This window comes from Alloalcanivorax profundimaris, from assembly GCF_015265435.1.
GTDB classification, from domain to species: Bacteria; Pseudomonadota; Gammaproteobacteria; order Pseudomonadales; family Alcanivoracaceae; genus Alloalcanivorax; species Alloalcanivorax profundimaris.
On the sequence record NZ_JABJWH010000005.1, the window covers coordinates 263,438 to 275,469 of the forward strand.

A 12,032-nucleotide genomic window follows, 5' to 3' on the forward strand; every position below is an offset into this window, starting at 1 on the left:
CGAGGGAAAACCAACCATGGCTGAACGCCGCGCCGCCCGCTGGCGGCCGATTCTGGTAACCGGAGCGCTGCTGGCCGCCGCCGCCGTGGCGGCCTGGTTCCTGTGGTTCCACTATGTGCATCAGCTGTGGACCCGGGATGCCCGGGTGCGCGCGGCGGTGATCCAGGTGGCCCCGGACGTGTCCGGCCGCATCACCGCCATGACGGCGGCGGACAACAGCCGGGTGGCGCCCGGCGACGCCCTGTTCGCGGTGGACCCGGAGCGTTACCGGCTGGCGGTGGAGCGCGCCGGGGCGGAGCTGGAGCACCGCCGTCAGGAACTGACCCTGCGCGATGACGAGGCGGCCCGGCGCAAGCGCCTGGGCAGGGCGGTGTCCTCCGAGGAGCGGGAATCCGCCACCCGGCTGGCGGAAGTGGCACGGGCGGACCTGCACGCCGCCCAGGCGGCGCTCAAGGAGGCCCGGCTGGACCTGGAACGGGCCCGGGTGAGCGCGCCGGCGGGCGGGTTCGTCACCCATTTGCTGGCCCATCAGGGCGACTATGCCCGGGCCGGGGAGCCGGTGCTGACCCTGGTGGACGGTGACTCGTTCTGGGTGGAGGCGTATTTCCGGGAAACCCAGGTGCATCGCCTGGCGGTCGGCGACCGCGCCCGGGTGCGGCTGCTGGGCGCGGACCGGGTGCTGGAGGGCAGGGTGGCCGGCATCGCCCGGGGCATCGCCAACCCCAACGCCACCGCCGGCGCTGATCAGGGGCTGCCGCCGGTGTCGCCGACGTTCGAGTGGGTGCGCCTGGCCCAGCGCATTCCGGTGCGCATCGAGCTTGGCGAGGTGCCGGGGGATCTGACGCTGGTGGCCGGTATGACCGCCAGCGTCTCGATCGGGCGGTAGGAACGGTCAGGCGAAGGCTTTTTCGCCGGCCTCCAGGGTCTGGAAGATCAGGGTGTTGATGGTCATCGGGCCGACGCCGCCGGGCACCGGGGTGTAGGCGGCCACCCGGTCGGTGAGCGGCGCCAGCTCGATGTCGCCGCATTTTTCCGGATGGAAGCCGGCGTCCACCACCACGGCGCCGTCCTTGATCCAGTCCGCCTTGATGAATTCCGGCCGGCCCACGGCGCCCACCACGATGTCCGCCTGGGCCACCAGGGCGGCCAGGTCGCGGGTGCGGCTGTGGCAAATGGTGACCGTGGCGTTGGCCTCCAGCAGCATCATCGCCATGGGCTTGCCGAGAATGGCGCTGCGGCCCACCACCACGGCATGCTTGCCTTCCAGGGGCACGTCATAGTGCTCCAGCAGGCGCATGATGCCCTTGGGCGTGGCGCAGCCATAGGCCTCCTCGCCCATGGCCATGCGGCCGAAACCCAGGCAGGTGACGCCGTCAACGTCCTTGTCCAGGCTGATGGCGTCGAAGCACAGCCGCTCGTCGATCTGCGCCGGCACGGGGTGCTGCAGCAGGATGCCGTGCACGTCCGGGTTGTTGTTGAGCTCGTCGATCCGCGCCAGCAGCTGGTCGGTGGTGGTGTCCTCCGGCAGTTCCACGGCCATGGAGTCCATGCCCACCCGGCGGCAGGCGTTGCCCTTCATCTTCACATAGGTGGCGGAGGCCGGGTCGGCGCCCACCAGGATGGTGGCGAGAATGGGGGTGCGGCCCCCGGCCTTGGCTTTCAACGCCTCCACGCGGCCGCGCATTTCTTCCTCGAAATGCTGGGCCAGTGCCTTGCCATCCAGAATCTGCGCGCTCATGGGTTCTCTCTGTCTGTCGGGGTGAAGGAAGGGGGCGGATTCTCGCATGGGCGCCCGGTCGGGGCAAAGCGGCGCCCGGCTGGCGAATATTCCAGCGAACGGTGCGTCCCGGGGCGGGGCGTCGTTGACGCTCCCGGGGGGCGCGGGTATTATGCCGCCTCGCTCGACCTGCTCCGCGGGGTGTAGCGCAGTCTGGTAGCGCGCCTGCTTTGGGAGCAGGATGTCGGGGGTTCGAATCCCTCCACCCCGACCAGCCGGCGAGATCGCGGTGGGATCGGTTAAGCGCCTGTAGCTCAACAGGATAGAGCAACGGCCTTCTAAGCCGTAGGTTGCAGGTTCGAGCCCTGCCAGGCGTGCCATCGGCGACCTGGCGAGGGTGGAAAATACGGTTTCAGTGGTGGCTGTAGCTCAGTTGGTAGAGCCCCGGATTGTGACTCCGGTGGTCGTGGGTTCAAATCCCATCAGCCACCCCAACATCGAAGCCTCCGGGTCGCCCCGGAGGCTTTTTTGTAGCGGCCGCCCCGGCCCGTAGGCAGGGGCGCCGGCATTGTCTATAATTCCCGCCCTTTAAAGCATGGCCCCGACCCGGCAGGGTCGGCCGCTGGCCCCAAAAGTCTTTACAAAGAGGATGTTATGCAGGTTTCCGTAGAAACGACTTCAGGTCTGGAACGGCGCGTGACCGTGGGTGTGCCCGCGGAGAAAGTGGATGCCGCCGTGGAGAACAAGCTCCGCGAGGCCCAGAAGAACGTGCGTCTGGATGGTTTCCGCCCCGGCAAGGTGCCGATGCGGGAAGTGAAACGTCGCTTCGGTGCCGCCGTGCGTAACGAGGTGCTCGCCGACGTGATGCGCGAGTCCTTCCTGGAAGCGGTGGAGCAGGAAAAGCTGCAGCCGGCGGGTATGCCCGGTTTCGAGGCCACCAAGAACGAGGCCGGCAAGGATCTGGAATTCGTCGCCACCTTCGAGGTGTTCCCGGAAGTGGAACTGGCGCCCTTCGACAGCATCGAGGTGGAGAAGCCGGTGGCCGAGGTCACCGACGCCGACGTCGATCAGATGATCGAGACCCTGCGCGAGCAGCGCGCCGAGTACCAGGAAGTGGACCGCGCCGCCGAGAACGGCGACCGGGTCAACATCGACTTCAAGGGCCTCAAGGACGGTGAAGCCTTCGAGGGCGGCAGCGCCGAGGGCCAGAATCTGGAGCTGGGCTCCGGCCAGATGATCCCCGGTTTCGAGGACGGCATCGTCGGCATGAAGGCCGGCGACGAGAAGGACATCGACGTGACCTTCCCCGAGGACTACCAGTCCGAGGAACTGCAGGGCCTGGCGGTGGTGTTCCAGATCAAGGTCCACAAGGTGGAAGCCAAGCAACTGCCCGAGGTGGACGCCGAGTTCATGCAGGCGTTTGGCGTCGACGACGGCGACATGGACAAGTTCAAGGCGGAAGTGCGCAAGAACATGGAGCGCGAGCTGAGCAACGCCGTGTCCGGCAAGGTCAAGGAACAGGTGATGGACGGCCTCGCCGGCCAGCACGAGTTCGATCTGCCCGAGCCGCTGATCAAGCAGGAAGTGGACCGCATGCGTCAGCAAATGGCCCAGCAGTTCGGCGGCGGCCAGCAGTTCGATGCCTCCATGCTGCCCGACGAGCTGTTCAAGGAGCAGGCGGAGCGTTCCGTGCGCCTGGGCCTGGTGATGCGCGCCATCCTCGACAAGCACGAGCTGCAGGCGGATCCGGAGCGGGTCAAGACCCGGGTGGAGGAGATCGCCTCCCAGTACGAGCAGCCCGAGGAAGTGGTCAACTTCGTCTACAGCAACCCGCAGCAGCTGCAACAAATTGAAGGCGCGGTGCTGGAAGACCAGGTCGTGGACATGGTGCTCGAGTCCGCCAAGGTGGAAGAGAAGAGCCAGTCCTACCAGGAAGCGGTGCAGCGCAACCAGCAGGGCTGAGCCCGCGCCACAGCCGCCAGGTGCCGTGAAAACGGCCCCAGCAAAACCTCCGAAAGGCCGAAAAAACGGCGTTTCGGAGGTTTTTTCGTTCAATTGGGCCGTATTTGCGCAAGTTTTGCGCAGTTGAACCGGATATTCACCGGCCTTTATGGACGCCCCACGGGGCCCCCCTTACTATCGGGGTGAAAGGCGCGACGATGCCTTGTATCCGGGCCGCCTCGCCCCAATACCCGCAGTTGGGCCGTCGAACGGCCGTCACGGGACCTCAGATAAAGGAAGCGCTAGATGATTGATTTGAGCCGGATCACTTCCCTCACTCCGGAAATGAAGACCCTGATGCAGGATCCGACCAACGTGGGCCTGGTGCCCGTGGTGATCGAGCAGACCTCCCGGGGCGAGCGTTCCTTCGACATTTATTCCCGACTGCTCAAGGAGCGGGTCATCTTCCTGGTGGGCCAGGTGGAGGACTACATGGCCAACCTGATCGTCGCCCAGATGCTGTTCCTGGAGTCCGAGAACCCGGACAAGGACATCAACCTCTACATCAACAGCCCGGGCGGCTCGGTGACCGCCGGCATGTCGATCTACGACACCCTGCAGTTCGTGAAGCCGGACGTGTCCACCATGTGCATCGGCCAGGCCGCCAGCATGGGCGCCTTCCTGCTGTCCGCCGGCGCCCAGGGCAAGCGGTACGCGCTGCCCAACGCCCGCGTGATGATCCACCAGCCCCTGGGCGGCTTCCAGGGTCAGGCGTCCGACATCGAGATTCACGCCAAGGAGATCCTCAAGATCAAGGGCGATCTCAACCGCATGCTGGCCGAACACACCGGTCAGCCTCTGGAGGTGATCGAGCGGGACACCGATCGCGACAACTTCATGGATGCCACCCAGGCCAAGGAATACGGTCTGGTCGACGACGTTCTGCGCCGCCGCTGAGGCGCCGGCCGCGGGCCGTTCGGGGTGTGCCGGGCTTGAAAAAGCCGGTGTCACCCTGCATCTTCAAACTGAAACATCAGGTTCTGAGGCGATTCGATGACCGATACCACCGGAAAGGGCGACGACGGCAAGCTGCTGTACTGCTCGTTCTGCGGCAAAAGCCAGCATGAAGTCCGCAAACTGATCGCGGGCCCGTCGGTCTTTATCTGCGACGAGTGCGTGGATCTGTGCAATGACATCATCCGCGAGGAGGTGCAGGAGGAATCCGGCGACAGCGGTGACGAGCGTCTGCCCAAACCGCAGGAGATCAAGACCACCCTGGACGATTACGTGATCGGCCAGGAGCGCGCCAAGCGGGTGCTGTCCGTGGCGGTGTACAACCACTACAAGCGCCTGGGCACCAAGTCGCGCAGCCGCGAGGAGGTGGAGCTGGGCAAGAGTAACATCCTGCTGATCGGCCCCACCGGCAGCGGCAAGACGTTGCTCGCCGAGACCCTGGCGCGCCTGCTCAACGTGCCGTTCACCATCGCCGACGCCACCACGCTCACCGAGGCGGGCTACGTGGGCGAGGACGTGGAAAACATTATCCAGAAACTGTTGCAGAAGTGTGATTACGACGTGGACAAGGCCCAGCGCGGCATCGTCTACATCGACGAGATCGACAAGATCTCGCGCAAGTCCGACAACCCGTCCATCACCCGCGACGTAAGCGGGGAGGGCGTGCAACAGGCGCTGCTGAAGCTGATCGAGGGCACCGTGGCCTCGGTGCCGCCCCAGGGCGGCCGCAAGCATCCGCAGCAGGAATTCCTGCAGGTGGACACCTCCAACATTCTGTTCATCTGCGGCGGCGCGTTCGCCGGCCTCGACAAGGTGATCCGGGACCGTTCCGAGAAGGGCGGCATCGGTTTCTCCGCCGAGGTGAAGAGCAAGGACACCGCCCTCACCGTGGGGCAGATGCTGGCCACCGTGGAGCCCGAGGATCTGGTCAAGTACGGCCTGATTCCGGAGTTCATTGGCCGCCTGCCGGTGATCGCCACCCTGGAGGAACTCTCCGAGGAAGCGCTGGTTCAGATTCTCACCGAACCGCGCAACGCGCTCACCAAGCAATACACGCGCCTGTTCGAAATGGAAGGCGTGGAACTGGACTTCCGCGACGACGCGCTGCGCGCCGTGGCCCGCAAGGCCATGGAACGCAAATCCGGCGCCCGCGGGCTGCGCTCGATCCTGGAAGCGGTGCTGCTGGATACCATGTATCAGGTGCCGTCCCTGGAAGGCGTGGTCAAGGTGGTGATCGACAGCGCCACCATCGACGGCGAATCGGAACCGTTGCTGATTTACGAGAACAGCGAGCAGACGTCCAGAGTGGCGCCCGACTGAGTCGGGCGCCTGCCAATCAACGATAGGGGCGATACGTGCTGAAAGAGATTCCTCTGCTGCCACTGCGTGACGTGGTGGTCTACCCCCATATGGTGATCCCGCTGTTCGTGGGCAGGGAAAAATCCATCGCCGCGCTGGAAACGGCCATGGCCAGCGACAAGCAGATCATGCTGGTGGCCCAGCGCAACGCGTCCGACGACGATCCGGGCGAGAAGGACATCTACCGGGTGGGCACCGTGTCCACCATCCTGCAGATGCTGCGCCTGCCCGACGGCACCGTGAAGGTGCTGGTGGAAGGCGGCGGCCGCGGCCACGTCACCAAGGCCCGTTTCGATGACGACGGCGCGGTGGCCGACGTGCGCCAGCTGGACGACGCCATGCCCTCCGAGAGCGAACAGGACGCCCTGTCCCGTTCACTGCTCGCCAAGTTCGAGGAATACGTCAAGCTGTCCAAGAAGGTGGCGCCGGAGATCATGAACTCGGTGTCCTCCATCGACGAGATCAGCCGTCTGGCGGACACCATTTCCGCGCACCTGCAACTGAAGCTGGAAGAGAAGCAGGACGTGCTGGAAATGGTCGACGTGCGCGAGCGCGTGGAGCATCTGGTGGCGCTGATGGAATCCGACATGGACGTGCTCAAGGTGGAAAAGCGCATCCGTGGCCGGGTCAAGAAGCAGATGGAGAAGAGCCAGCGGGAGTACTATCTGAATGAGCAGATGAAGGCCATTCAGAAGGAACTCGGCGACCTGGACGAAAGCGGCAACGAGCTGGAGGATCTGGAGAAGAAGATCGAAAGCGTCGGCATGCCCAAGGACGCCAAGGAAAAAACCCGTAACGAACTCAACAAGCTGCGCATGATGTCGCCGATGTCCGCCGAGGCCACGGTGGTGCGCAGCTATCTGGACTGGATGACCTCGGTGCCGTGGAAGAAACGCAGCCGCGTTCGCCACGACATCGCCCACGCCAAGAAGATTCTCGACCAGGACCATTACGGCCTGGAGGAAGTAAAGGAACGGATCCTGGAATTCCTCGCCGTGCAGAGCCGGGTCGGCAAGGTGAAAGGGCCGGTGCTGTGCCTGGTGGGCCCGCCCGGGGTGGGCAAGACCTCCCTGGGGCAATCCGTGGCCCGCGCCACCAATCGCAAGTTCGTGCGCATGGCCCTGGGTGGCGTGCGCGACGAAGCGGAGATTCGCGGCCACCGGCGCACCTACATCGGGTCGCTGCCGGGCAAGGTGATCCAGAAGCTGTCCAAGGTGGGCGTGCGCAACCCGCTGTTCCTGCTCGACGAAGTGGACAAGATGGGCATGGACATGCGCGGCGACCCGGCCTCGGCGTTGCTGGAAGTGCTCGATCCCGAGCAGAACCACACCTTCAGCGACCATTACCTGGAAGTGGACTACGACCTGTCCGAAACGTTGTTCGTGTGCACCTCCAACTCCATGAACATTCCGGCGCCGCTGCTGGACCGCATGGAAGTGATTCGTCTGCCCGGTTACACCGAGGACGAGAAGGTCAATATCGCCTCCCAGTACCTGATTCCCAAGCAGATCAAGAGCAACGGTCTGAAGGACGGCGAGGTGGTGTTCAGCGATGACACCCTGCGCCACGTGATCCGTCACTACACCCGGGAAGCGGGTGTGCGCGGCCTGGAACGGGAGATCAGCAAGATCTGCCGCAAGGTGGTCAAGGAACACCTGCTGGCCAAGAACGATGCCGCCGTGACCCTGGACGAGGAAAAGGTGGAGCATTACCTGGGCGTGCGCCGTTACAGCTACGGCCTGGCCGAGGAAGCGGATCAGGTGGGGCAGGTCACCGGCCTGGCCTGGACCTCCGTGGGCGGCGAACTGCTCACCATCGAAGGCGTTTCCACGCCGGGCAAGGGCCGGGTCACCACCACCGGCTCCCTGGGCGATGTCATGCAGGAATCCATCCAGGCGGCCTGGACCGTGGTGAAAAGCCGCTCGCGCCATCTCGGCATTCGCCGCCGGCAGCTGGAGCGTAACGACCTGCACATCCACGTGCCCGAGGGCGCCACGCCGAAGGACGGTCCCAGTGCCGGCATCGGCATGTGCACGACCATGGTGTCCATGCTCACCGGTATTCCGGTGCGCGCGGACGTGGCGATGACCGGCGAAATCACCCTGCGGGGTCAGGTGCTGGCCATCGGCGGGCTCAAGGAAAAGTTACTGGCCGCGCATCGCGGGGGCATCAAAACCGTTTTGATACCTCAAGAAAACGAGCGCGACCTCAAGGAAATTCCCGAGAACATCAAGCAAGCTCTCGACATCCGTCCGGTGAAGTGGATCGACCAGGTGCTGGAAGTGGCCCTGACCCACACGCCGACGCCGCTCAGCGAGGCGGAAGTGGAGGAGGATCTTGCTCTCGCGGAAGAAAAGGCGCAAAAAGAATCCGAACGGCCGAGCACCCATTGACCCGCGCTCGCGCGGCGTTTCTAATGCGTTGCTCCACAGGCTCTTCGTGATCTTGCGTTGTGTTTTTAACGTGTTGATCAACAAGGTTTTTTACCTTTGTTAAAGCTGGTGTGAACTGCCTCTTCCTTTCTTGACGCCCCCTGGGACCGTTGGTATAAAGGCGGCTTCGTCATAAGGAGAGTGCATCGCGCCTCGACCATAAAACCGGGAAATAGAAAAGGGGAATTTTGTGAATAAATCCGAACTGATCGATGCCATCGCCGCGGCCTCCGATATCTCCAAGGCCGACGCGGGCCGCGCGCTGGATGCCACTCTGGACGCCGTGACCGGTGCTCTGAAAAAAGGCGACAGCGTCTCCCTGGTGGGTTTTGGCACTTTCTCCGTGAAGGAGCGTGCCGCGCGGGAAGGTCGTAACCCGCAGACCGGCGAAACCATCAAGATCGCCGCGGCCAAGGTGCCGGGCTTCAAGGCCGGTAAAGCGCTCAAGGACGCCGTGAACTGAACGGGTTCCAGGAGCGGTAGTTCAGCTGGTTAGAATACCGGCCTGTCACGCCGGGGGTCGCGGGTTCGAGTCCCGTCCGCTCCGCCAGCCGATTAAGCGTATCCGAGGTGGGTACGCTTTTTTGCTTTCTGGATGCGGGGGCCGGAACCGGACCGGGCGCGGCGGGTCAAAACGCCACGGCCGACATGAACGGCACCGGTTTTCATCGATAAAAAAAGACGATCCCTTGGAGTAAACCATGCAGGAGTTCAGGCGATTTGTCCGCGGCCCCGTGGGCAAGGTTCTGCTCGCCGCCATCATTCTTCCCTTCGTGATTTCCGGTTTTTATGGGTATTTCACCGGCGGAGGCAGCGACAGCACGGTCGCGGAAGTGGAAGGCAACAAGATCACCCGGGCGTACGTGAATTCGCGCACCCAGCAGTTGCGTCAGATGCTGCGCCAGCAGAGCCCCAACATCAATGAATCCATGCTGGACTCCTTCATCCGGCCGCAGATGGTGCTGCAGGGCATCGTCAACGAGCAGCTGATGATCGCCGCCGCGCGCAACGCGGACATGGCCTACAGCGACAGCCAGGCGGCACGCGAGATTCGCGATAACCCCGCTTTCGTCGACAACGGCGCCTTTTCCGAAACCCGCTTCGAGCAGATGGTCCGCGCCCAGGGCATGACGCCCCAGGGGTATCTGGATGGCATCCGCCAGGAGCGCATCAGCCAGCAGTATCGCGGCGCCTTCGCCGGCACCGACTTCGCGCTGCCCAATGAGCTGGCGGAACAGCGCCGCCTGGGCGAGCAGAGCCGCGACATTCGTTACGTGCGCCTGGATCTGGATGGTCTGCGCCGGAACGTGACGGTCTCCGACGAGGAGGTGAACGCCTTCTATGAGGAGCACCAGGACGAGTTCATGCGCCCCGAGCAATTGCGCGTGCGCTACCTGGAACTGAACCCGTCCCATTACGCCGATCGCATCGAGATCAGCGACGAGCAGATCCAGGGCGAGTACCAGGCCCGCAAGCAGATGCGCGAAAGCGCCTCCACCCGTCGCCAGGTGGCCCACGTGCTGATCGCGGTCAACGACGACCGGGACGAGGACGCCGCCGTGGCCCGCGCCGAGGAAGCCCGCCAGGCCCTGGAGTCCGGCGAGAGCTTCGCCGACGTGGCCGCCGAATACTCCGACGATGCCGCCACCGCCAACAGCGGCGGCGAGCTGGGCACCGTGGAGCCGGGGGCCTTGCCGGAAAGCCTGGATCAGGCCCTGGAAGGTCTGTCCGTGGGCGATGTGTCCGAGCCGGTGGTGTCCGACGCCGGTGTCCACCTGCTCAAGGTGGAAAGCGAGCAGAAGGCGGAAACGGCGCCGCTGGCGGAGATGCGCGACCAGATCGTCGCCGATCTGCAGCGTGCCCAGGCCCAGTCCATGCTGTCCGAGGATCTGGTTACCCTGGAAGAGCTGATCTACGAGCACGCCAACCTGGAAGTGCCCGCCGAGCAGCTCGACCTGCCTCTGGAAACCACCGACTGGGTGTCCCTGCAGAATCTGCCGGCGCCGATCAATAACGACCAGGTGCGCCAGGCGCTGAACAGCGACGCGGTGCGCGAGCAGGGCCACAACAGCGACCTGCTGGAACTGGGCGGAGACCGTTTCGTGGCGGTGCGCCTGCAGGATACCCAGGCCGCCGAGCCGCAGCCGCTGGCCGAGGTGCGTGACGACATCGTCGCCCAGCTGCGTCTGCGCAAGGCCCGTGACCGGGCCGCCGAGCTGGCCGACCAGGCGCGCACCGCCGCGGAAGAGGAGGGCGCCGACCTGAACCGGCTGGCCGAACTGCTCAACGGCGCGGTGGAAGAGCAAAGCGGCCTGCAGCGCGGCGCCGCGGAGCCGGACATGGCGGTTACCGACGCTGCCTTCGGCACGCCCCGGCCCGCCGACGGGGAAACCAGCGACATCCGCTTCGTGGATCTGCGCAACGGCGATCTGGTCGCCTTCCAGGTCACCGGAGTGGAGGACGGCGCCGTGCAAGCGCTGCCCGACGAGCAGCAGCGGCAGGCCCTGCGCGAGCTGGCCCGGGTGGAAGGCGAACGCACCTTCCGTCAGGTGATGGCGTACCTGCGCGACAACCTGGACGTGGAGCTGCACCCCAACCGGCTCGCCGAGGGTGAGTCGCAGCCGGCGGGGCAGCCACAGCCCTGACCGGCGCCGCGCCGCGCACCACGAAAAAGCCCGCCAAACGGCGGGCTTTTTCTATGCGGCATCCCCGGAGACGGGGTAGGGCGTGCGCGGCGGGATTATTCCTCGCCGGGCTCCTCGAACGGCATGGAGACCGTGGCGGCGCCGCCGTCCACGTAGGTGATCTCGGCGCTGATGCCGGAGGCCAGGTCCGAGCACAGGAAGGCGGCGGTGTTGCCCACTTCCTCGATGGTCACGTTACGGCGCAGCGGCGCCTTGGCGGCGTTGTAGTCCAGCATGCTGCGGAATTTCTTGATGCCGGAGGCGGCCAGGGTGCGGATCGGCCCGGCGGAAATGCCGTTCACGCGAATCCCTTCCGGGCCCAGGCTGGAGGCCAGGTAACGCACCGAGGCTTCCAGGCTCGCCTTGGCCAGGCCCATGACGTTGTAGTTGGGCACGGTCTGGCGGGAGGCGTGGTAGGTGAGGGTGAGCAAGCTGCCGTTGCGGCCCGCCATCATGGGCCGGGCCGCCTGGGCCAGGGCCACGAAGCTGTAGGCGGAGATGTCGTGGGCCATGCGGAAGCCTTCCCGGGTGGCCACGTCGGCGAAGTTGCCGTCCAGCTCGTTGGCGGGGGCGAAGCCCACCGCGTGCACCACGCCGTCCAGGCCATCCCACTGCTTGCCCAGGTCGCTGAACACTTGCTGAATCTGGTCGTCGGAGGTGACGTCACAGGGGAAGCACAGCGCTTCGTTGCCGCCGTAACGCTCGGCGGCTTTCACCACCCGGCTCTTGAGCTTGTCGTTCTGGTAGGTGAAGGCCAGTTCCGCGCCTTCCCGGTGCATGGCTTCGGCGATGCCGGTGGCGATGGAACGGTCGCTGGCGATGCCCACGATCAGGAATCGCTTGCCTGCGAGAAAACCCATGGTTCGTCCTCAAAAAGTCACTCCG

Annotated in this window: 9 protein-coding genes and 4 tRNA genes; 11 read left to right on the forward strand and 2 right to left on the reverse strand. The window is 65.0% G+C overall.

Annotated features, from left to right (window positions below; all coding sequences use genetic code 11):
* The first annotated feature begins 16 nt into the window (after positions 1–16).
* Positions 17–886 (forward strand): efflux RND transporter periplasmic adaptor subunit, encoded by an 870-nt coding sequence (locus tag HMJ39_RS02595; protein ID WP_194296171.1) that lies wholly within the window; start codon positions 17–19, stop codon positions 884–886.
* A 6-nt stretch (positions 887–892) separates the two neighbouring features.
* On the opposite strand, the gene folD is transcribed toward HMJ39_RS02595, so the two are convergent.
* Positions 893–1,738, reverse strand: coding sequence for a bifunctional methylenetetrahydrofolate dehydrogenase/methenyltetrahydrofolate cyclohydrolase FolD (folD, locus tag HMJ39_RS02600; RefSeq protein WP_194296172.1), 846 nt, complete (start codon positions 1,736–1,738; stop codon positions 893–895).
* Positions 1,739–1,914: 176 nt separating this feature from the next.
* Here folD and HMJ39_RS02605 point away from each other — a divergent pair.
* The 10 genes from HMJ39_RS02605 (at position 1,915) to HMJ39_RS02650 (ending at position 11,108) form a co-directional block, all read left to right on the forward strand.
* Positions 1,915–1,991 (forward strand) — tRNA-Pro (locus tag HMJ39_RS02605).
* Between the two features lie 29 nt (positions 1,992–2,020).
* A tRNA-Arg gene (locus HMJ39_RS02610) sits at positions 2,021–2,097 on the forward strand.
* 38 nt (positions 2,098–2,135) lie between these two features.
* Positions 2,136–2,211, forward strand: a tRNA-His gene (locus tag HMJ39_RS02615).
* A 160-nt stretch (positions 2,212–2,371) separates the two neighbouring features.
* The gene (tig, locus tag HMJ39_RS02620; RefSeq protein WP_194296173.1) at positions 2,372–3,679 is read left to right on the forward strand and encodes a trigger factor; all 1,308 of its coding nucleotides are present in this window, start codon (positions 2,372–2,374) and stop codon (positions 3,677–3,679) included.
* A 285-nt stretch (positions 3,680–3,964) separates the two neighbouring features.
* Entirely contained in the window at positions 3,965–4,615 is a 651-nt protein-coding gene (gene clpP / locus HMJ39_RS02625; RefSeq protein WP_161384333.1) for an ATP-dependent Clp endopeptidase proteolytic subunit ClpP, read from the forward strand.
* 96 nt (positions 4,616–4,711) lie between these two features.
* Complete coding sequence (clpX, locus tag HMJ39_RS02630) at positions 4,712–5,992, forward strand: ATP-dependent Clp protease ATP-binding subunit ClpX (RefSeq protein ID WP_161384332.1); 1,281 nt, start codon at positions 4,712–4,714, stop codon at positions 5,990–5,992.
* A 35-nt stretch (positions 5,993–6,027) separates the two neighbouring features.
* On the forward strand, positions 6,028–8,424 hold the full coding sequence (lon, locus tag HMJ39_RS02635) for an endopeptidase La (protein ID WP_194296174.1): 2,397 nt from the start codon (positions 6,028–6,030) through the stop codon (positions 8,422–8,424).
* A 229-nt stretch (positions 8,425–8,653) separates the two neighbouring features.
* Positions 8,654–8,926, forward strand: coding sequence for an HU family DNA-binding protein (locus HMJ39_RS02640; RefSeq protein ID WP_161384330.1), 273 nt, complete (start codon positions 8,654–8,656; stop codon positions 8,924–8,926).
* Between the two features lie 10 nt (positions 8,927–8,936).
* A tRNA-Asp gene (locus HMJ39_RS02645) sits at positions 8,937–9,013 on the forward strand.
* Between the two features lie 151 nt (positions 9,014–9,164).
* A complete protein-coding gene (locus HMJ39_RS02650; protein WP_161384329.1) occupies positions 9,165–11,108 on the forward strand; it encodes a SurA N-terminal domain-containing protein in 1,944 nt (647 codons plus the stop codon).
* 95 nt (positions 11,109–11,203) lie between these two features.
* On the opposite strand, the gene HMJ39_RS02655 is transcribed toward HMJ39_RS02650, so the two are convergent.
* A complete protein-coding gene (locus tag HMJ39_RS02655) occupies positions 11,204–12,007 on the reverse strand; it encodes an enoyl-ACP reductase FabI (RefSeq protein ID WP_161384328.1) in 804 nt (267 codons plus the stop codon).
* Positions 12,008–12,032: the final 25 nt, after the last annotated feature.

Bases quoted from the DNA above. Each gene is read 5' to 3' on its own strand.
- HMJ39_RS02595 (WP_194296171.1), top strand. From the start codon at position 17: ATGGCTGAACGCCGCGCCGCCCGCTGGCGGCCGATTCTGGTAACCGGA.
- clpP (WP_161384333.1), top strand. From the start codon at position 3,965: ATGATTGATTTGAGCCGGATCACTTCCCTCACTCCGGAAATGAAGACC.
- HMJ39_RS02650 (WP_161384329.1), top strand. From the start codon at position 9,165: ATGCAGGAGTTCAGGCGATTTGTCCGCGGCCCCGTGGGCAAGGTTCTG.
- clpX (WP_161384332.1), top strand. From the start codon at position 4,712: ATGACCGATACCACCGGAAAGGGCGACGACGGCAAGCTGCTGTACTGC.
- folD (WP_194296172.1), bottom strand. From the start codon at position 1,738: ATGAGCGCGCAGATTCTGGATGGCAAGGCACTGGCCCAGCATTTCGAG.
- HMJ39_RS02655 (WP_161384328.1), bottom strand. From the start codon at position 12,007: ATGGGTTTTCTCGCAGGCAAGCGATTCCTGATCGTGGGCATCGCCAGC.
- tig (WP_194296173.1), top strand. From the start codon at position 2,372: ATGCAGGTTTCCGTAGAAACGACTTCAGGTCTGGAACGGCGCGTGACC.